Below are 21023 nucleotides of genomic sequence, written 5' to 3' on the forward strand. Positions count from 1 at the left end.
TCATAACTCTGCTGTAAATTTGCTTACTTTAAAGCTTAACTATTACTATTACACATCCATATTATTTACATGAAGAACGCCATTATTACCGGTGCCACCAAAGGAATGGGCCGCGCTATTACCATTGCCCTTGCCAAAGAAGGAATTAACGTTGCCGTATGCTCGCGCAATGCCGAAGAACTGGCTGCTTTTGAAGCCGAATTAAAAGCAATTAACCCTCAAATTGAAGTTGCCGCCATGGTTGCCGATGCCAGCGACAAGCAGCAACTGAAAAAATTTGCCGAATTCACCGAGAAAAAGCTGGGTTTCATCGGAATTATTGTGAATAACGTGGGTATGTACAAGCATGCTTCTATACTTAACGACAGTGATGATTCCTTCGAAAAACAGGTGAATACAAACCTCGTTCCGGCCTATGAACTGTACCGTTTCTTCGGTAAAAGTATGGTTTCTGTCGGTGAAGGGCATATATTCAATATATGCTCGGTTGCAGGTATAAACCCTATAGCAGAGGCAGGGGTGTATAGCGTAACAAAATATGCTTTGTTAGGTCTTAATAAGGTAATGAGGCTCGAAATGCAGCAGCACGGTGTTAAGGTAACAGCCATCATTCCCGGATCAACATTAACAGATTCATGGAAGGGAATGGAGGTAGATAAAAACCAAATGGTACTGCCCGAAGATGTAGCATCAGCCATCATTACAATATATAAAATGAGTAAGGGCGCAAATGTTGATGAGATAGTGATCAAACCGGCAGGCGGCCAATTGTAAAACTATTAAACTGTAAATAATATGGAAAAGAAACTTTATCGCGACGAACAACACAAGGTAATAGGTGGTGTTTGCGCCGGACTGGCAGATTACTTTGGTGTAGATGTAACCATCATCAGGGTGGCCTTTGCTTTCGCATTGGTATTAAAGGGAGTAGGCTTTTTGCCTTACATCATCCTTTGGATCGTATTGCCTAAAAAGAACCCGTTTTTGTATGGCCCGGGCCCAACGGTAGATTATACCGTACCCCCGCAAGAACCATTCAACCCTTTCACTAACACCAACACGCCGCCGCCATTTGGCTCAGGTCCGTTTGGTAAAGGCGCTCCGTTTGCTGTGCCGCCGTTGCCAAAACGTAATTCAAACTTTGCGGTAATAGCAGGCGCTGTATTAATTGTGATGGGTGGAGCATTCCTGTTCAACGAGTTCGATCTGATACCCGATATTGACTTTGACATATTTTGGCCGATAGTATTGGTACTGGCAGGTATAGGCTTCATTTTTTCGGGAGCACGCAAACAGCCTTGGGATAGGAAAGACTGGAGCCAGACTCCTCCGCCTGCCGAGCCTAAAGAGCCGCAAGACTTTGATGTAAACAACCACAATAACACTAACGATAACCCTCCAACTGTATAATCATGAGAAGCGATAAAATAATTCCGGGTTTAGTACTCGTATTAATAGGCGGTGCTTTCCTTTTGCACAACTTAGGCTATATTGATTTTCACTGGGGCAACTTGTTCCGCTTATGGCCTGTGTTTTTAGTAATTGCAGGTGTTAACCTGGTACTGTCAAACACCCGTGCTCCATGGGCTATAGGTGTAAAGGTTCTGGTAGTATTGCTGGGTTTCGGCCTTATCATATTTGCTAACCCGGGCAGGGGCTACCATTTCTGGGGGCCATTTAAATACCATTACGACTACAGTGATAGCAACCACGATAATGACGATGACGACGACGATGACAACGATACCGTTACAGCAGGTAAGGGCATTGTGAAAGTTGAAGGCAAAAGCGCTTTTAACGAACCTTTTGTTGCCGATACCCGCTACGCCCGCTTAAACGTTAACGGTGGTGGTACGGTATATAAATTATCAGATACCACGGCGCAATTGTTCCATGCCGATACTAAAGAGGTAATGGGGCGCTATGAGTTCAGTAGCACTAAAGAAGATTCGGTAGCGGTGCTCGATTTCAGGATGCGCAGCAAAAAAGGCCACATCAACTGGAGCAGCGATAACAGCAATGTTGCCACCTTCAGGTTAAACCCTAACCCTGTTTGGGATATCAACGTAAAAACAGGCGCTACCGAGTTAGATTTCGACCTTACCAAATTCAAGGTTCGTTCGGTTACGTTAAACGGTGGCGCGGCTTCGCTTACTGTAAAATTAGGTCAGCCTTTAGAACTTACCAGTGTGGAAGTTTCAACAGGCGTATCTGAAGTGAACATCAGCGTACCGCAAAACGCGGCTTGCAGTATAACAAGTTCATCAGGCCTGTCGTCAACACATTTTGATGGCTTCAAAAAAATAAAAGACAACTACTACGAAACCCCCGGATATGCAGCCGCTAAAAACAAGATCCACATTAAAATGAGCGGTGGTATATCGGAGTTCAACGTAAAAAGATATTAAATACGATTAGTTTTTTAGTTTGCAGTTTATGTTAGGCAGTTTGTATTATATGCAGGCTGCCTTTTTTGTTTACAGTCCACACTTCGAACATCCCCTACCTGCCGCCGCTCCGGCTCCAGCCGAGTGGCAACTATTTCACGGCCTCCGGCCGTCGTGTTTTAATATTACATGATTGACAGCGGCGGGACGCCGCGGGATAGTTGCCACTTGGCTGGAGCCAAGCGGCTGCGCTTTCTTTTTAATTTTTAGCAGAAACAAATAAAAATGGGCGGTTAGCAGGATTGCTAACCGCCCATGGCGTTAAACTCAAAAGCTGACTAAACAGCGTCAGATAATGAAGTGAAGGTAAACTCGTTGATCTTCATTGGCGGAATCATCGCGCTTGCGCCCGATTCACCGCTTACGGTACGTTCCGGTTTGCCCAGTGTTTCTAAATTGTTGAGCATGATCACCGGACTTTCATTAAACCTGAAATTCTTTATCGGGAACTTGATCTGTCCGTTCTCAATGTAAAAAGTACCATCGCGGGTAAGGCCGGTATACAGTAAAGTTTGCGGATCAACGGAGCGGATGTACCATAAACGGGTAACCAATATGCCCTTGGCCGTGCCTTTTATCAAATCTTCTAAACTGGCGGTGCCACCATCCATAATAAAACCGTTAGGGTAGGGCACAGGTTTTACACCTTTCTTTTGCGCCCAATAACGCGAGTAGTACATGTTTTTTACTACGCCCTTTTCAATCCAGTTGGTTTTTACAAGGGGCAGGCCTTCGCCATTATAATTGGCCGTTGGTAGCTCGATGTTCGATGGGTCGGAATAGATATTGATGCGTTCGTCTACCAGTTTTTCACCCATTTTGGTTTTGCCGCCGGGAGCGCTCAAAAAACTGCGGCCTTCATCGGCACTGCGGGCGTCTAACGATCCCCAAAGGTTTTCGAGCAATACAATACCTGCGGCGGGCTCCAGTATTACAGTATACTTGCCGGGTTCAATGGCTTTGGCCGCTACCGATTTGGTAGCTTTTTGCGCCGCTATCTGCGATGCCGACAGCGCGTTCATCTTGGCTACGTCGTTAAAATCCTTTGCCATATAACCCGAACCTGTGCTATCTGCCGTGCGCAGCGTTACCGAAAAGTTAACGTTGGTATAGGTGTTATAGGTAAACAAACCCTTTGAGTTTAACCTGGCCGAATAGCCCGCGCTGTTTTGTACAAAGCCGGCAGCGGTAAGCTTATTATCTTTTGATACCTGTAAGCTTTGCGCCACCATATCGGTGCGTTGTTTCGGCGTGATAGCGGCGGTGGCTTCTACATAAGTTTTAGCTTCGGGGCCATAAGTTTGCGGACCTAAGAAGGGCATATACTCCGGGTTTTCGGGTGCCAGGCGTGCCAGATCTTCTGATTGGCGAACAGCTTTGGCTATGCTGGCATCATCAAACTCGTTAAGGGTAACTATACCCAGTTTTTTGCCGAAGGCTGATGAGATAACGATATTGGTTTGGCTGATGAACCCGCTGGTTGATACCGAATTACGGGCATAACGGATATTGCCGCCATCGCTGCCGCTGATGCTGGCCTCGGCTTCGTCAGCTTTGGAGTATGATAATATTTTTTTGAGTAAAGCCTGGGCTTCGTCTTTTGTTAAAATAGGCATATCAGATCTTTCTTGCTGTGTTAATAACATTTACACCATTAAACCTTGTAGTTGCCGCGCCGTGCGATACCGAGTTGATTTGCGGCGGCTGACCTTTTCCGTCAAAGAATGTTCCGCCTAAACGGTAGTCACTTTTGTCGCATATCGCGCTGCATGAGTTCCAAAACTCCTGCGTGTTTGACTGGTAAGCAACATCCTTCAGCATAGAGCCTATTTTGCCGTTAACTATCTCGTAAAATAACTGTCCGCTAAACTGAAAGTTATAACGTTGCTGATCTATCGAGTAGGAACCATCGCCCACAATGTAAATGCCTTTCTCTACATTTTTGATCATATCGGTTGGTGTAAGCGGATCATTGCCCGGCTTAAGCGAAATGTTCGGCATGCGCTGAAACTGTACATCGCTCCAGCTATCGGCATAACAGCAACCTTGTGATTCTTTAAGGCCGATGATATGTGCCTGATCGCGGATGGTTTGGTAGTTTACAAGCACGCCATCTTTAATAATATCCCACTCTTTGGTGGCAACGCCTTCGTCATCGTACCCAACAGCGCCTAATGAACCGGGCTGTAATTTATCGGCCACAATGTTTACCAGTTTGCTGCCGTAGTTGAATTTTTTGCTTTCCCATTTGTCCAGCGTAAGGAAACTGGTACCGGCAAAGTTAGCCTCGTAACCCAGCACACGGTCGAGCTCGGTAGGGTGGCCTGATGATTCGTGAATAGTGAGGTATAGGTTGGTAGGGTCGAGCACCAGATCGTACTTACCGGCTTCTACCGATTTCGCGACGAGCTTTTCGGCAGCCTGCTTAGCCGCAAGCCCGGCATCTTCAATCATATCATACCTGTCGCGGTAAAGGGTAGTTACAGATTGTATCTTATCCTCGGCACGGGGGATAAGGTATTCGTAACCCATTCCTCTCGGTGAACCTAACGCGTCGCGGGTTTCAAACTTGCCGCTTTTGGCATCCACCTTAGTTACAGTAAAGCTTGGCCATATCCGGTGAATATCCTGATCGATGTATGAACCATCGGTTGAGGCAAAGTACTTTTGTTCATTCACTAAAAACAGGAACGAGTTAACGTAGCTCGCGCCGCCTTTCATGGCTGCCGCGTTAACGGCCAGCAACAGGTCGGCTTTTTCTTTTATGGGCACCTCAAAGGCGTTCTTTTCTATCGGTGTTTTCCAGCTTACCTCACCGTAGCCTTTTTGCGGGGCAAGCTGCACAGGCTCGGTTTGTATGCGCGAGTTCTCTTTAGCTATGGCTACGGCCAGTTCGGCAGCTTTGGCAATGCTGTCCTTATCCAGCTTATCGGTAGCCGAAAAGCCCCAGCAGCCGTTAGCTATAACTCGGATCCCCATTCCATACGATTCGGTGTTTACTACATTCTCCACCTTATCCTCACGTGTAATAACGTACTGATTATTGTAACGGCCAAGGCGAACATCGGTATAAGTGGCGCCTTTCGCACGCGCGGCATTCAAGGCTACATCTGCTAATTGTTTTTTTATGGCCACATCCACCTGCTGTAAATGGGCATCGGGTGGTACGGGGTGGCCCATGGCAGGCAGGCGACTAAGTAAGGCGCTGCTCACGCCCATACCCGTCAGATAGAGGAAGTCTTTTCTTTTCAAGGTTGGTCAGGGTTTAATTGTCCTAATATAAAAATTATATTAAGTTAAAGCTAACCTTCAGCGTTTTAACCCCTCTTTTTAATAACATAAGTTTTGGCCAGCTGATCGTGCCAACCCTGGCGTTTACTATCCCATGCAACATTCAAAAATCCTAAACCGCAAATTAAGCTGGATAATATTTTGCCGAAATTACGCCCCAATGCCTGTAAGAAAGTTACACGCCCACCCTGATAATTTACCACTACCAATTTGCATATCAATTTACCAATACTGCCTTGCAGGCTGGTTGATTCAAATAGTGCATGATAAATAAACATACCAAGACCGCCGGCTACATTGAGCAGACTTTCATTACCGGTAATATCGGTATAAGATCCGCCTGTAAATTCAGCTATAACAGCTATTACACCCAGTACGAGAATCAAAAATATGATCAATACAAAATAATCAATAAAATAAGCCAGCAACCGCCAGCCAAAATTGGCATAGTTTCCTTTTGCCGGCTGATAAATGCCCTGTGAAACGAAGTATTCATTAAACTCGGGCAGGTCAATAGCCTGTTGCCATTCAGTAGCCAGGGGTGATAGCACAAAGGCATCGGGTTGCAGGTTGTTATCCATTAACTCGTCGTGTGTGAATGGCCCGGTTTGCTGCCCGTCAACCAAAATGAAATAGCTGTTGATCATTAATGCGATAAAGTTTAGTGGAAATATAAGAAAAAAGATCGTCAGGAATTAAGCGCGTACATTACAATATTTACAGCGAACTTGGTATTGTCTTCGGCCAGGAAACGTTTGTTGCGGTAATCGTAATCCCACTCGCAACCATAATCTTTATTGCTGTATAGCACACCTATGCGGCCGTTTATTTCTATTGCCTTCAGGTAATCGTGCACCAGGTCGTCGCCCCAGCCATTCAGTTCAAAAGTAGTATTGGGCGGTCCTTTCTCAAACTTGAAAAAGGAACTGTATAACTTATGGGTGTTCGGGATTTTTTTTAAAGCCGCTGGGCCGAATAATTTAGCCATCTGCGCCTCGAACGATTTGGCAAACAACCCGTCGATGTCGTGATTGCAGTCATCGGCAAAAACAAAGCCCCCGTTTTGGATATACTTTTTAAAGTTGGCGCTCTCCTGCGCGTCAAACTGAACCAGCTTATGGCCGCTGATGTAACAGAACGGCGCCGAAAATATTTCGTTACTGCTCAAGGCTATCACTTTTTCCTGCTCGTCAATAGGCAGGGTAGTGTATTCGAGTAATGAATTAAGCAGGTTTGATGGCATCCGCTGGTCGGTATCCCAGTCGCCGGAGTGGTAGGTGAGCCTTGTAAAAGTAAATTTCGATCCGTTAATCATGCAGCACTAAAAGTAGTGGAAAAAAATATGCGAAAATCACTTTTGGCGGCAGTTGTTGTAAAGTTTTAGATACTTTGTTAACTTATGGCAAAAATTAACGCAAAGGGTAATATATTACCTGTGTTTAACGGCAAAGCGGTTAAACAATAAAAACTGACTTAAAATTTGGAACTCACGGAAAACAATGTAAAGGCATTGCTGGCCAAACTGCCTTTGTTAAAAAACGAGATTCAGAAGGTAATTGTGGGGCAAGACCACATACTCGACGAATTACTGGTTGCCTTTTTAGCCGGCGGGCATTGCCTGCTGGAAGGAGTACCCGGGCTTGCCAAAACGCTCATCGTTAAAACCATGTCGCAGGCGCTGCACCTGTCGTTCAGGCGAATACAGTTCACCCCCGATTTAATGCCTACCGACATTGTGGGCACCGAAATACTGGAAGAAGACCACGCCACCGGCAAACGTTTTTTCAAATTCAACAAAGGCCCGTTGTTTGCCAATATTATTTTGGCCGATGAAATAAACCGTACGCCACCCAAAACGCAATCGGCCTTGTTAGAGGCCATGCAGGAATTTGAGGTAACTTATGGCGGCCAAACCTATCCGCTCGACAGGCCGTTTTTTATACTCGCCACCCAAAACCCCATTGAGCAGGCAGGCACCTACCCATTGCCCGAAGCGCAGTTAGACCGCTTTTTACTGCTGGTACAAATTGGCTACCCAACCGAGCAGGAAGAATTAGCGATACTGAACCAAACCACAGGCACAAAAAAAGCCACCGTTAACCCCGTAATAAGCGGCGAAGAAATTTTACAGGCCCAACAACTGGTAAGGCAGGTAACCATCAGCGAAGAACTGGTGGCTTACGTAAGCGGTATTATCCGTGCTACCAGGCCCGATACCACCACCAACAGCTACGTAAAAGAATGGGTACGCTGGGGAGCCGGTCCGCGTGCCGGGCAGGCGCTGATACTAACGGCCAAAGCCCGTGCCCTGCTGAAAGGCAGGTACGCCGTACTGAAAGAAGATATACAAGCCATGGCCACACCCGTACTAAGGCACCGCATCCTCATGAACTTTAAAGCCGAAGCCGAAGGCATTACCGCCGATAAAGTGACCGGGGAGTTGATTAAAGGTTAAAGGAGGAAAGGTGAAAGCTTAAAGGCAGAAAGGTTAAAGCTAAAAGGTGGAAAGGTGAAAGCAAAAAGCAAAAAGCCAAGTCAAATAACTCCCTCTTTGCGCAGCAGAGAGGGATGTCGAGCAAAGCGAAGACAGGGTGAGTTAACATCGGCGACTGACTCACCCCCAGCCCCTCTCTGCTGCGCAAAGAGGGGAGTTGAAAAGAAGTAAAAAAGCGAAAAGGTCGAAGGTGAAAAACAAAATAACTCCCTCTTTGCGCAGCAGAGGGGGATGTCGAGCGAAGCGAAGACAGGGTGAGTTAACATCGGCGATTGACTCACCCCAACCCCTCTCTGCTACGCAAAGAGGGGAGTTGAAAAAGTGTTAAAGCGATAAGCCAATGACTAATGACCAATGCCTCAATGACTAACGTGAACGACTAAAGTAAATCCGAAATTGAACATCCGAAATCCGAAATCAAAATATGCTTGATCCTAAAGTATTAATAACCATAAAAGATTTGCCCTTGCTGGCGAAAACGGTTATTGATGGCTTTATGAACGGCTTTAACAAAAGCCGGGTAAAGGGCCCCGGACTTGAGTTTAGCCAGTACCGAAGCTACCAGCCGGGGGATGATCTGCGCTGGCTGGACTGGCGCATGTTTGCCCGGTCGGACAGGTATTACATTCGGGAGTCGGAGGTGGAAACAAGTATTTCTGTAAGGTTTTTGGTAGATGCCAGCGCCTCTATGGCGCATGATGATAACGGGGTGAGCAAGATAGCTTATGCCCGTTTTTTGGCGGCTTCGCTGGCTTACCTGGCCAACAGGCAGGGCGACGCTGTGGGGCTGTATGTATTTCAGGAAGGCGGTTTGTTCTCGCTCGCTTCCAAACCCGATCCGCAGCATTTACAACGTTTGTATTATCACCTGCAAAATATAGAACCGGGCGGTACATTCACCAAACCCGTAAATTATAAAGAATTGTATAATGGCAACGGCCGTAAGGAGTTGCTGGTATTTATTACCGATATGTACCAGGCCGATGGCGAGATCAACCAACTGCTCGATTCGCTGGCGGCTTTAGGGCACGAGGTAATTGTTTTTCACCTGATGGGGCAAAACGAATTGGATTTTGACTTTAAAGGATATTCGTCGCTGCAAGACCTCGAAACCGGCGAAACCATACAGGTAGACACGCTGCAAGCCAAACAATACAAAGAGAAATTACAGCAGCATTTAGAGGATACCCGCATGCAACTGCTGGGCAAAAACATCGCCTACAGCATGATCAGCACCGCCGAACCACTCGACAAAGCCCTGCGGGATTTCCTGGTAAGGAGGGCCAAAAGCTAAAAATGAAAAATTAAACTACCATCAACTAACTATAAAATTTCACTACTCACTGCTATCAATTCACCACTGACTATTTAACTTCTGACTAAAATTGTTCCTCCTCAATCCAATATGGTTATTTGCACTCGCCGCGTTAAGTATACCGGTGCTCATACACCTGTGGAATATACGGCCGGGCAAAGTATTAAAGGTGGGGAGCATCGCGCTCATCAGCGAGGCATCGCGCAAAAGCAGCCGTAGTTTTAAAGTGACTGATTTGCCTTTATTGTTGTTGCGTTGTTTGCTGCTGGCCTTAGTGGCATTTTTACTGGCGCAACCGGTATGGCAGCAATGGGTTAAACCGGCAAAATCAAAGGGCTGGGTATTGATACCGAAGGCGCAATTTGCCGAAACCTATCAAAAATTTAAGCTGCAAACAGATTCCCTGTTGAAAGCCGGGTACGAACTGCATTATTTTAATAATGGGTTCAGTGTGGTAGATACGGCAACCATGCTGCTGAAGGATACTACTGCTCTAAAAGATACCATCCCAACAAACTACTGGACATTAGTAAAGCAGCTAAACGGTAGGTTAAATACCGATGCCCCCGTTTACATATTTAGCTCTAACGGGATGACGCATTTCGCGGGGAGCAAGCCATCGGTTGCGTTAAACCTGCATTGGCAAACCTATACACCTGCCGATTCTGTGAGTAACTGGGTAGCCAAGGCATGGTTAGGTGCCGATAACAATATCAAAGTATTGCAGGGCAATAGTAAACCATCTGGCACTACATTTACAGCATATACAGTCCCTCCGGGTGGCGATGCTAATTCGCCTTTTGTAGTGAATATCACTGGCGGACAAGCATCCGTCAGCCTGAAAAATAGTAAACAAACCGCTGTCGCGGTAGATACCGTTACCTATGCCATCGCTATTTATACCGATAAATATTCGGGGGACGCGGCTTACTTAACCGCCGCCCTTAAAGCATCTGCGAGGTTTGCACAGCGGAAGGTCAGTATCAGGCAATACCAAAATGCTGATCGTATTTCGGGGAAGCAGGAATGGATGTTTTGGCTGTCGGATAAAGCTCCGGGCAAAAAAGTAGTACAGAATGCTAAGAACCTGTTCACTTATAAAACAGGTAAGGCTATAAATGCCAACTCATGGATAAGTGCCGATCCGCTATACGCCGCCTCAAAAACAGAAAAAGTGGCCTTATACAAACGTATTGAAGGTAAAAGCGAGGGTGAGCTATTATGGCACGATGGTTTTGGCAATCCCGTTTTAAGCATGGTGCAAAACGGGGAAACAAACCAATACCAATTTTATAACCGTTTTAATCCGCAATGGAGTAATTTGGTTTGGAGCGATGTGTTTCCGAAATGGTTATTCAGGCTCACAAACACCAAGCCCGAAAGCGATGACTTAAATTACGACCGCCGTGTGATGGCCGATCAGCAATTACAGCCGCATATCATCCCGCAGGTAAAAAACGCGTCTGTCAGCAAAATAAACAAACAGGTGGAACTATTCAATTACCTATGGTTCGTGCTGGCATTAGTGTTTTTCGCCGAAAGATGGCTGGCGCACAAAAACAGAACGGAGGTGCGCCATGGCTAATGTACAAGGCATGCACAAACTAAAACAGGTAAGGCAGCAGTATATTTTTTACCGGGTGCTGGCTGCCGTGTTGTTTGCCGCTGCCATCGGTATCGCACTTGGCGCGGTGTTGTTTATCGTTTTTCATCTGCCGGTTTACAGTGGGATGGCAGTGTTTGTGCTGATGTTGTTAATCTTACTGTCAGTCAACAAGCCATGGCAAATAAGCGATGCCAATATTGCTGCCATGCTCAACAGCAGCTATGCCGAACTGGAAGAGAGTGCACAACTCATCATTAAACCAGTCAATGAGCTTAACCTGCTCGAAAGCCTGCAAGTACAAAAAGTAAACGGGATACTGCAAACCCTACCGGGCACACCGAGACATTTCGCGGGTTATCTGAAATTTCCGATGATCACTTTATTGCTCGCTGTGGTTTTTGGGGCAATTTTAAGCCGGGTCGATCTCAGTACTAAAAACCCATTATCAGCAGCCGAAATACAGCGGGCCAAAGCTTTACCGCCGGAGAAAATTTTGCCGCAGATAGAATCATTAAGCATCAGCATCACTCCACCTGCTTATACACATAAACCACAGCGTGGGCAGGATCGCTTTACCATTACCGTTGAAGATGGCGGTCGGGTGAGCTGGAATATCAAAACCAATATCGCGATTGAAAAAGCCTATTTGCTATTGAATGATAAGGAAGTAATACCGCTGAAAAGTGCTGATAATAAAGGCTGGTCGGCACAAAAGGTGTTTAGTAAACCGGGCTTTTACCAGGTGAGCATTGATGGTAAGCTATCCGAATTATACCAGATCCAACTGATAAAAGATACCCCGCCGCTCATCCACATTAAAACACCAAAGCCATACACCTATATTGATGCAGGCGAGGTGCCAAAGGTTACGGTTAACACGCAGGTGAGCGACGATTACGGGGTAACCAACGCTTTTATCAACGCTACTGTAGCCAAAGGCAAGGGCGAATCGGTAAAGTTCAAGGAGTACAAGCTGGCTTTCCCGGCCGCGTTTTCGGGTAAAGCAAAGTATGATGTTCAGCGGGTGATTGACCTTAACGCGCTCAAAATGGAACCGGGCGACGAGCTATATTTTTACGTGCAGGCGCATGATACCCATAGCCAGCAAAGCCGTACCGATGTGTATACCGTAGCCATTCAGGATACTGCCGAACTGCTAAGTATGGATGGTGTGCTTACCGGGGCCAATATCAAACCTGAATTTTTCCGCAGCGAGCGGCAGATCATTATTGATGCCGAGCAATTGCTTAAAGAGAAGGACACCATCAGTGTGCAGCGTTTTAAAGATCGTAGTAATGATTTGGGTATCGATCAGAAACTGTTACGCTTACGCTACGGCAAATTTTTAGGCGAGGAAGCAGAGAATAACATCGGTGATGACCGTTTCGATAAGGATGATCACGATCATGGAGGTTCGGAAGGTAACGGGGCGAGTGATTTCGGTAATGCCCAAAAGGCGATAGAGCCATACTCGCACAAGCACGATAACGCCGAAGATGCTACCTATTTTGAGCCTGCCATAAAAGAACAGCTAAAAGCCACGCTTACAGAAATGTGGAAGGCCGAACTGCAATTACGCTTATTTAAACCACAGGCCGCGCTGCCATTCGCTTACAAGGCTTTGCGCTTGCTGAAAGACCTCCAACAAAAATCGCGCTCGTATGTGGCCAAAACCAGCTACAAACCAACGCCCCTTAAATGGGAAAAACGCCTGAGCGGCGAATTGGATAAAATTCTATCGCTCACAGATAAAGAAACCTTGAAACCTGCGGCAGATCAGCACGAAACACTTAAAAAAGCAGTGACTGTTTTAGAAAAATTGAAGTACAACGCTCAGCTAAATGATAGCGAAAAGCGCTTGCTGCAACTGGCTAATTTGCAATTAAGTCAGCGTGCATCAGTGCAGCCTGCTGCTTATTTACCGGCTTTGAGTGCCATGCGCAGGTTATTATCGGCAGGTAAAAAAATAAACCTTGTAGATATTGGCATTGTGGAGCGCGCGGTGCAAAAAACGCTGGTTACGGTAAAGGCGATGCCAAAAGCAGAAGCCGCCCCGGCAGATATGGGACTATCGGCAGATTACTTTAAAAACTTAAACCGGTAAGCGCATGGATAGTAAATACATCATTATTATCATTTGCCTATTGCTTGCCGCGTTTTCGGTATGGCGGGAACTGGCACGGGCCAACCGCTCACGCTTGCTGCTGCGGGTGATCGCTGTATTGCTGGCCATTGTCGCGCTGGCTTGCATCGCGTTACCAATAACTTATAATGGCGATAAAACCATCAGCGGGAACGACGCGGTGTTATTAACGAATGGCTTTGATACCGATAGTTTAAGCCGTTTCAATGGCTTGAAGATTTACACTGCCGATTCATCTCTATATAAAAAATACCCGCAGGCAAAACTCATCAGTACCCCTGCCGACTTAGCAGATGCAGGCATCAGCCAATTACATATCGCAGGTTTCGGGCTTGAAGAAGATGAGCTAAAGCAGTTGAATGAGATTCCGCTCAAATTCCATCCGCAGTCAGCCCCGCAAGGTATTACAGCCATTAGCTGGAACACCCAATTACATGAGGGTGATGAACTTCGGGTGCAAGGCAGCTATAAAAATACATCGGCACGAAAAATAAAATTGATACTGAAAGGTTTGAGTACAGGCTTAGATTCGGGCACTGTTCAACCTAACACAACAGCCACCTTTGAACTAAAAACGCGACCAAAACACAGCGGCCGATCGGCATATACGTTATTGGCTATTGGTAAGGATACCCTCGAACAGGAAGCCATCCCGATAGAGATTCAGCCTGTTAAACCCTTAAGGATACTGATGCTGACTTCGGCACCCGATTTTGAAACCCGTTTCCTGAAAAACTGGCTTACCCAAAATGGCTACGCGGTGGCCTACCGTTCGGCTATCAGTAAGGATAAATTCAACAGCGAATATATTAATATCGACCAGTTGCCGCTTGGTAGTATATCGGCTTCGTTGCTTCAAAAATTCGATGCCGTCATTGGAGATCAGGCTACCTTAAAAACGCTCAAACCTGCCGAAAGTGCTGTACTAAAGCAGGAGGTAACACAGCATGGTTTAGGTATCATTATTCGTGCGGATAGCTCGGGCAAGTCATCATCATGGATGCAGCAAAATTTGGTGGTAGAAACCTTGCCCGGCAAAGAAATAGCCACGGCATTTAACCTGCAAGGCAGCACAGCCAAAACCGCTAAGCTAAATTTCGACAGAACAGTTTTACGCACCCAAATATCCACCCAAATACTGGCCGATGACGGACAAGGCCACCCCGTAGTTGCTAACTCCATAGCCGGAACAGGGCGATTAGTTTATACCACACTCAATAATACCTTTAACTGGATGCTGGCCGGTAACACTGCGGACTATACCGCGTACTGGTCGCTGCTGATCAGCAATTCTGCACGTAAAGCGCCGGTAGCGCAAAGTTGGGAGGTGGTATCGCCTTTGCCTGTGGTAAACAAACCGGTGCTGCTCCGCTTAAATGATACGTTTAATGCCGAAAATTCCATCAGCATAAATGGTGTAAAAAGCCCGCCACGGCAGGATGAGCTTTTGCCTTTTGAACAGGTTTTTGCTTATTATCCGGAAAGCGAAGGCTGGCAACAGGCAACCCAACAGAACGGCGCTGCACAATGGTGGTATGCTTACAAAAAAGATAGCTGGCCTGCTTTACATGCCGCCGAAAAAATAGCGCTTACTAATAGTTATATTGCAACACATAACAATTTGGTAACTGTAACAAAACAAATACATAGCTTAGAACAAATTGAAGTACCTAAGCTATATTTTTATATGCTACTGCTTGCAGCCTGCACATTTTTATGGATAGAACAAAAAATCAGTTTCCGGTAATTTAGCCGGGAGCACGGAGGATATATATTTTGAAAAGACGAGACTTTCTTTACTTATCGGGGGTAGGTGCAGCGGGTGCTGTTATACTGCCTAATTTGCCTGCCATGGGCAACCCTATCGACCCTGCCCGGGCTTTAGAAACCGTGGATGTGCGCATAAAAAAAGAACTGGCCGATGTGGCCCTTAACGCGGCAAAAGCAAACGGGGCAAGTTATGCCGATGTGCGTATTGGCCGTTACCTTAACCAGTTTACGGTAACCCGCGAAAATAAGGTGCTCAACATTGCCAATACCGAATCGTACGGGGTAGGTATCAGGGTGCTGGCCAATGGTTGCTGGGGCTTTGCCGCTACTAACGAGGTAACAAAAGACGCTATTGCCAAAACGGCCATCCGCGCGGTAGCGGTGGCTAAGGCCAATGCTAAAATTGGTGGCGCGCCGGTACAACTGGCCCCGCAAAAGGGCTATGGCGAAGTAAACTGGAAAACGCCGATAGAAAAGAACGCCTTTGAAGTGCCTGTAAAAGAAAAGGTAGACCTGCTGTTAAGCGCCAACGCTGCTGCAATGGCGGGCGGTGCCAACTATGTAAACTCAGTGCTTTTTGCTGTTAACGAGCAAAAATATTTTGCCTCAACCGATGGTTCATACATCGATCAGGATATTCACCGTATTTACCCAAGCTTTACCGTTACCCGTATCGACCCTAAAGCGGGCTCGTTTGAAACCCGTCGCTCGCTAAGTACACCGGGTGGTATGGGCTATGAGTACCTTACCCCGCTGGAGAGCGAAAAGGTAGGCGGTATTACTACCCGTTACAAAAAACGTTACGATATTTTAGAGGATATAAAATTTGCGACCAAACAGGCCGGCGAAAAGCTCACCGCCAAATCGGTAGAACCGGGCAAGTATGATCTGGTACTTGATCCGTCGCACCTGTGGTTAACCATTCATGAGTCGGTAGGGCACCCAACCGAGTTAGACCGTGTGCTGGGTTACGAGGCCAACTATGCCGGTACCAGCTTCTTAACGCTGGACAAATGGAAATCGGGCAAGTTTAACTTCGGTAACGATAAGGTGAACATTGTGGGCGATAAGCTGCAAGTAGGTTCATTAGGTGCTGTAGGTTACGATGATGAAGGTGTAAAATGTAAAAAATGGGACATCATCAAAAATGGTATTCTGGTGAACTATCAGGCCATCCGCGATCAGGCGCATATTCTCGGCCTTAAAGAATCGCAAGGCTGCTGCTACTCCGATCATTGGAGCGATGTACAATTTCAGCGCATGCCGAACGTATCCCTTCAACCGGGAAAAACGCCGTTGAGTGTTGACGATATGATCAAAAATGTAGAGAAAGGTATCTACATCATCGGCGATGGCTCATTCTCTATCGATCAGCAACGCTATAACTTCCAGTTTGGCGGGCAGCTGTTCTACGAAATTAAGAACGGTAAAATTGCAGGTATGCTGAACGATGTGGCTTACCAGGCCAATACACAGGAGTTTTGGAACTCAACAGCGCAAATATGCGACGAAAGCGATTATCGTTTAGGCGGCGCGTTTAACGATGGTAAAGGGCAGCCGGGCCAGTCAAGCGCGGTATCACACGGATCGTCAACAACACGCTTTAACGGGGTTAATGTTATCAACACTAAAAGAAAGATCGGGTAATAAGGATATGGCTATATTAAGTAAAGAAGAAGCACAGGCTTTATTAAAAAAGGTGCTCAGTTATTCAAAAGCCGAAGAGTGCGAGGTAAACCTTAACGGCAGCGAGGGCGGTAACATTCGCTACGCGCTTAACGCGGTTTCAACAGCGGGTGATATCAGTACGCTTAGCTTATCGGTAACGTCGGTTTATGGCAAAAAGGCAGGCGTGGCAACTATTAACGAGTTTGACGATGCCGCCTTAGAGCGTGTGGTGCGCCGTGCCGAAGAGCTGGCTCAATTGGCACCCGAAAACCCGGAATATATGTCGGTACTTGGTCCGCGTGAGTTTAAAGAATCGGCAACCTACAATGCCACAACCGCGGCTATAACACCCGATACCCGTGCCGATATGGTGGCCAAAAGTTTGGATGTTACCAAGCAGGCCAAGCTTACCGCTGCCGGTTTTCTTGAAAATTCTACAGGCTTTAGCGCCATGATGAACTCCAAAGGGTTGTTCGCCTACAACAAAGGGACCGACATTACATTTTCGGTAACTACACGTACCGAAGATGGTACAGGTTCGGGCTATGCAGCCAATGGCTTTACCGATTCGGGCAAGATGGATACTTTTACGGCTACCAAAAGAGCGGCTACCAAAGCCACCGGTTCGGTTGGGGCTAAGGCCATAGAGCCGGGCAAGTATACCGTTATACTGGAGCCCGTTGCGGCGGCTTACATGATGGAAAATATGTTCCGTTTTGATGCCCGCAGTGCCGAAGAAGGCCGCAGTTTTTTGAGTAAAAAAGGCGGCGGTACCAAACTGGGCGAGCAACTGGTTGACCCTAAAGTGAATATTTATTCAGATCCTTTTCACCCGGAACTGCCATCGTCTACATGGTCGGGTGATGGTTTGCCGCGCGAAAAAACGATGTGGATTGATAAAGGCGTGGTGAAAAACTTATCGTATTCAAGGTATTGGGCCGATAAAAAGGGTGTACAGCCTTTGCCCGGTCCGGCCAATATTATTATGGACGGCGGCGATGCCACGCTGGAAGACCTGATAAAAAGCACCGAAAAAGGCATACTGGTTACCAAGCTATGGTATATCCGTATGGTTGATCCGCAATCGTTACTGCTAACCGGGTTAACCCGCGATGCTACGTTTTATATTGAGAACGGCAAAGTGAAATTCCCGATAAAGAATTTCAGGTTTAACGAAAGCCCGATCATTATGCTCAATAACCTTGAAGCTTTAGGCAAAACGGAGCGTACCATCAGCGTAGAATCGTACAGAAGCTACATGATACCGCCAATGAAAATAAGGGACTTTACGTTTACTTCACTGTCTGACGCTGTTTAATTTCAGGGATTGAAATATTTCGCACCGGGCGGTTAATAGTTTTGTAGTAAACAGGACTTTTAACCGCCCGTTTTTTGTTTCTGCTACAAACTCAACTTTCAACGTAGCCGATTGGCTCCAGCCAAGTGGCAATAATCGCGCGGCGTCCCGACGCTATCAATCATTATAATTTAAAAACACGACGGCCGGAGGCCGTGAAATAGTTGCCACCCGGCCGTAGCCGGAGCGGCTGTGTGATTGTACCTAAGAAATACAATAAATATTTTATTGATTTCGTATATTAGCTATATGAAAAAAACGGTAGTTATTGAAACCCTTGCTTCATTTGAGGATGAGTTTGATGCCGAAAGGTTAATTGAAAAACTTCTGTTTATTGAAAAAGTAGAACGGGGATTGAAAGATGCTGATGAAGCTAAAGTGCTTGATATTAAAGATGCAAAGCAAAAGTTTCTTACCAGGTGGGAAAAATAACTATCCTGATCACAGAAACAGCCTTGGCTGATCTGGAAGATATCGAAAATTACATAGCGCAGGATTCGCCTGCGATAGCTGTTAATTTTATACTTCGCATCTTTGATAAAATAGAGCAACTCTATGAATATCCAGAATCGGGCAAGCCCGTGCCCGAATTTAAAAACACGGCTATAAGAGAACTCTTAATTAACAAGTACCGTATTATTTATCGGTTAACTGAAAATCAGGTAGATGTTTTACGTGTTATACATGGCGCACGTTTACTTGATATCGGGATATAATAATGTCATCTTAAATTTCCTGCTAACCCATTGCAAACATATTTCGTATTTTTGCATAAAATAATTTTACTCCTGCATGAATGATGCTGCTGTTAAGGTGCTGCAAGGCCGTTACTGTAATTCGTTAACTGAATACTCCCGTTTTGTTACCCGCGAAGTAAATATTGGCGATGTGCCTATGGGTGGTAACAACCCTATTCGCATACAAAGCATGACCACTACCGACACCATGGATACCATTGGTACGGTGGAGCAGTCTATCAGGATGATTGAGGCTGGTTGCGAGTACATACGTATTACCGCGCCCAGCATTAAAGAAGCGCAAAACCTGGCCGAGATAAAAAAACAGCTTCGTGAGCGTGGTTACACCGCGCCGCTGGTAGCCGATATTCACTTTACGCCCAACGCTGCCGAAGTAGCGGCCCGCATAGTAGAAAAAGTACGTGTTAACCCGGGTAACTATGCCGATAAAAAGAAATTCGATCAGCTTGACTATACCGATGCCCAGTACCAAGGTGAACTGGAACGCATCTTTAAAAAATTCACGCCGCTGGTAAACATCTGCAAGGAATATGGCACAGCTATGCGTATTGGCACCAACCATGGTTCATTGAGTGATAGGATCATGAGTCGTTACGGTGATACCCCGCAGGGCATGGTGGAGTCTGCAATGGAGTTTATGCGGATGTGCGAATCGTTGAACTACTACAATCTGGTGGTTTCCATGAAATCGAGCAATCCGCAGGTAATGGTGCAGGCTTACCGTTTACTGGTTGAAACCATGGTGGCCGAAGGCATGAACTATCCGCTGCACTTAGGCGTTACCGAAGCCGGTGATGGCGAGGACGGCCGTATAAAATCTGCCGTGGGCATAGGCACCCTGCTGGAAGACGGCCTGGGCGATACCGTACGCGTATCCCTCACCGAAGAACCCGAACACGAAGCACCGGTGGCTATTGAACTGGTGAAGCGATACAGCTTGCGAAGTCAAAAGTCAAAAGTCAAAAGTCAAAAAAATAACGAGGACGAGCATACTTACAACTCACAACTTACAACTCACAACTATAATCCTTACGAATACAAAAAGCGCGACACTTATGAGGCTAATGCTTTTATAGGCGGTCACATGGTGCCGAGGGTAGTGGTTGATCTGTCGGGAGAGAACCTTAAAGATCCTGCTATACTGAACGATGCCGGTTACCTGTATTCGGAGCTGTTGGATAAATATAACATGGCCGAGCAATCGGTAGATTTTGTTTACCTGGCCGATAGCCTGCCGTCGTTTAACCTGCCTGGTAATCTTAAGCAATTATACAATTACAATACCTGGCTTAAACTGGCTGATAAAACACTTTGTCACCCGGTATTTAGCCTTAAAGAATATATTGATCCCGCTGCCGACCGTTCATCGGCCCTAAACTTGGTGAGGGTGCTGGCTGCTGATATCGATACCGATGATTTTGGTTTGATGTCTTTTGATGAGTCGCTGGTATTTATACTCGAAACCACCCAAGAGCACGGTATGGCCGATCAACGCGCGTTCTTCTTCAAACTAACCGAACTGGAACTTAATGTGCCTGTGATAGTGAAGAGAAGCTATAGTTTTAGAGAGACAGGAATTGAGATTCAGGAATCAGGAGTTTCGGAAGAAAAGAAAGTCTCCCCGACCGGGGGAGATTTAGAGGGGGCTCTCACAACTCACAACTCACAACTCGCAACTAAACTTCAACTCTACGCCGCTACTGATCTTGGTGCTTTGCTGGTTGATGGTTTTGGGGATGGGATCTGGATAGATACCCCGGAGTTGCCGGTTAAGCTGATCACTTCTACCGCGTTTGGTATTTTGCAGGCTACACGGTCGAGGATCTCTAAAACAGAATATATATCGTGCCCGAGCTGTGGCCGTACCTTGTTCGATTTGATGGTGACCACCCAGATGATCCGCAGCCGTACCAGTCACCTGAAAGGGTTAAAGATCGGCATTATGGGTTGCATAGTAAACGGACCGGGCGAAATGGCCGATGCCGATTATGGCTATGTAGGTTCGGGTATCGATAAAATTACACTGTACCGGGGTAAGGAAGCCGTAAAAAGGAACATCAACGCCACCAATGCGCTCGATGAACTAATTGGTATTATTAGGGAAGATGGTAATTGGATAGAACCGGTTTAATCGAGTTCGAGGTTTGGGGGTTCAGGTTCGGGTGGGCGGATTG

Annotated in this window: 17 protein-coding genes; 13 read left to right on the forward strand and 4 right to left on the reverse strand. The window is 46.4% G+C overall.

The annotated features are described in order from the left end of the window. Nucleotides 1-69: 69 nt before the first annotated feature. From AC07NA_RS08695 to AC07NA_RS08705, 3 genes are read left to right on the forward strand one after another with little or no spacing between them, the layout of a single operon-like run. Nucleotides 70-774: an SDR family oxidoreductase gene (locus AC07NA_RS08695; RefSeq protein WP_345212222.1), complete on the forward strand. Its 705-nt coding sequence runs from the start codon at nt 70-72 to the stop codon at nt 772-774. A 21-nt stretch (nt 775-795) separates the two neighbouring features. After that, nucleotides 796-1410, forward strand: coding sequence for a PspC domain-containing protein (locus AC07NA_RS08700; protein WP_494897222.1), 615 nt, complete (start codon nt 796-798; stop codon nt 1408-1410). Nucleotides 1411-1412: 2 nt separating this feature from the next. Then, complete coding sequence (locus AC07NA_RS08705; RefSeq protein ID WP_494897223.1) at nt 1413-2408, forward strand: toast rack family protein; 996 nt, start codon at nt 1413-1415, stop codon at nt 2406-2408. A gap of 317 nt (nt 2409-2725) precedes the next feature. On the opposite strand, the gene AC07NA_RS08710 is transcribed toward AC07NA_RS08705, so the two are convergent. From AC07NA_RS08710 to AC07NA_RS08725, 4 genes are all read right to left on the reverse strand, one after another. After that, complete coding sequence (locus AC07NA_RS08710) at nt 2726-4063, reverse strand: TldD/PmbA family protein (protein WP_494897224.1); 1338 nt, start codon at nt 4061-4063, stop codon at nt 2726-2728. Between the two features lies 1 nt (nt 4064). After that, nucleotides 4065-5699, reverse strand: a complete 1635-nt coding sequence (locus AC07NA_RS08715) for a TldD/PmbA family protein (RefSeq protein WP_345212218.1) — start codon at nt 5697-5699, stop codon at nt 4065-4067. A 65-nt stretch (nt 5700-5764) separates the two neighbouring features. Then, nucleotides 5765-6385: an RDD family protein gene (locus AC07NA_RS08720; protein WP_494897225.1), complete on the reverse strand. Its 621-nt coding sequence runs from the start codon at nt 6383-6385 to the stop codon at nt 5765-5767. A gap of 41 nt (nt 6386-6426) precedes the next feature. Then, entirely contained in the window at nt 6427-7053 is a 627-nt protein-coding gene (locus tag AC07NA_RS08725; RefSeq protein ID WP_494897226.1) for a DUF4159 domain-containing protein, read from the reverse strand. A 165-nt stretch (nt 7054-7218) separates the two neighbouring features. Here AC07NA_RS08725 and AC07NA_RS08730 point away from each other — a divergent pair, with 165 nt between their 5' ends. The 10 genes from AC07NA_RS08730 to ispG all read left to right on the forward strand — a co-directional run bounded on the left by AC07NA_RS08730 (nt 7219) and on the right by ispG (nt 20980). Further along, nucleotides 7219-8193 carry an AAA family ATPase gene (locus tag AC07NA_RS08730; RefSeq protein ID WP_494897227.1) on the forward strand — a complete coding sequence of 325 codons (975 nt, stop codon included), beginning with the start codon at nt 7219-7221 and terminating at the stop codon, nt 8191-8193. A gap of 463 nt (nt 8194-8656) precedes the next feature. After that, nucleotides 8657-9526: a DUF58 domain-containing protein gene (locus tag AC07NA_RS08735; RefSeq protein WP_494897228.1), complete on the forward strand. Its 870-nt coding sequence runs from the start codon at nt 8657-8659 to the stop codon at nt 9524-9526. Between the two features lie 91 nt (nt 9527-9617). After that, on the forward strand, nt 9618-11132 hold the full coding sequence (locus AC07NA_RS08740) for a BatA domain-containing protein (RefSeq protein ID WP_494897229.1): 1515 nt from the start codon (nt 9618-9620) through the stop codon (nt 11130-11132). After that, nucleotides 11125-13257 carry a hypothetical protein gene (locus AC07NA_RS08745; RefSeq protein WP_494897230.1) on the forward strand — a complete coding sequence of 711 codons (2133 nt, stop codon included), beginning with the start codon at nt 11125-11127 and terminating at the stop codon, nt 13255-13257. The genes AC07NA_RS08740 and AC07NA_RS08745 overlap by 8 nt, the downstream gene beginning before the upstream one ends. A 4-nt stretch (nt 13258-13261) precedes the next feature. Next, complete coding sequence (locus tag AC07NA_RS08750) at nt 13262-15043, forward strand: hypothetical protein (protein ID WP_494897231.1); 1782 nt, start codon at nt 13262-13264, stop codon at nt 15041-15043. A 29-nt stretch (nt 15044-15072) separates the two neighbouring features. Then, complete coding sequence (locus AC07NA_RS08755) at nt 15073-16713, forward strand: TldD/PmbA family protein (protein WP_494897232.1); 1641 nt, start codon at nt 15073-15075, stop codon at nt 16711-16713. Then, a complete protein-coding gene (locus tag AC07NA_RS08760; protein ID WP_494897233.1) occupies nt 16682-18052 on the forward strand; it encodes a TldD/PmbA family protein in 1371 nt (456 codons plus the stop codon). Before AC07NA_RS08755 ends, AC07NA_RS08760 begins: the two co-directional genes overlap by 32 nt. 288 nt (nt 18053-18340) lie before the next feature. Then, the gene (locus AC07NA_RS08765) at nt 18341-18523 is read left to right on the forward strand and encodes a hypothetical protein (protein ID WP_494897234.1); all 183 of its coding nucleotides are present in this window, start codon (nt 18341-18343) and stop codon (nt 18521-18523) included. Next, entirely contained in the window at nt 18511-18807 is a 297-nt protein-coding gene (locus tag AC07NA_RS08770) for a type II toxin-antitoxin system RelE/ParE family toxin (RefSeq protein ID WP_494897235.1), read from the forward strand. Before AC07NA_RS08765 ends, AC07NA_RS08770 begins: the two co-directional genes overlap by 13 nt. 76 nt (nt 18808-18883) lie before the next feature. Continuing rightward, nucleotides 18884-20980, forward strand: coding sequence for a (E)-4-hydroxy-3-methylbut-2-enyl-diphosphate synthase (gene ispG / locus AC07NA_RS08775; RefSeq protein WP_494897236.1), 2097 nt, complete (start codon nt 18884-18886; stop codon nt 20978-20980). Nucleotides 20981-21023: the final 43 nt, after the last annotated feature.

This window comes from Mucilaginibacter sp. GW821-FHT07G05, from assembly GCF_059418565.1.

Coding starts and splice junctions, on each gene's coding strand:
- AC07NA_RS08695 (WP_345212222.1), top strand. CDS start 70: ATGAAGAACGCCATTATTACCGGTGCCACCAAAGGAATGGGCCGCGCT.
- AC07NA_RS08700 (WP_494897222.1), top strand. CDS start 796: ATGGAAAAGAAACTTTATCGCGACGAACAACACAAGGTAATAGGTGGT.
- AC07NA_RS08705 (WP_494897223.1), top strand. CDS start 1,413: ATGAGAAGCGATAAAATAATTCCGGGTTTAGTACTCGTATTAATAGGC.
- AC07NA_RS08710 (WP_494897224.1), bottom strand. CDS start 4,063: ATGCCTATTTTAACAAAAGACGAAGCCCAGGCTTTACTCAAAAAAATA.
- AC07NA_RS08720 (WP_494897225.1), bottom strand. CDS start 6,385: ATGATCAACAGCTATTTCATTTTGGTTGACGGGCAGCAAACCGGGCCA.
- AC07NA_RS08725 (WP_494897226.1), bottom strand. CDS start 7,053: ATGATTAACGGATCGAAATTTACTTTTACAAGGCTCACCTACCACTCC.
- AC07NA_RS08735 (WP_494897228.1), top strand. CDS start 8,657: ATGCTTGATCCTAAAGTATTAATAACCATAAAAGATTTGCCCTTGCTG.
- AC07NA_RS08745 (WP_494897230.1), top strand. CDS start 11,125: ATGGCTAATGTACAAGGCATGCACAAACTAAAACAGGTAAGGCAGCAG.
- AC07NA_RS08750 (WP_494897231.1), top strand. CDS start 13,262: ATGGATAGTAAATACATCATTATTATCATTTGCCTATTGCTTGCCGCG.
- AC07NA_RS08760 (WP_494897233.1), top strand. CDS start 16,682: ATGTTATCAACACTAAAAGAAAGATCGGGTAATAAGGATATGGCTATA.
- AC07NA_RS08765 (WP_494897234.1), top strand. CDS start 18,341: ATGAAAAAAACGGTAGTTATTGAAACCCTTGCTTCATTTGAGGATGAG.
- ispG (WP_494897236.1), top strand. CDS start 18,884: ATGAATGATGCTGCTGTTAAGGTGCTGCAAGGCCGTTACTGTAATTCG.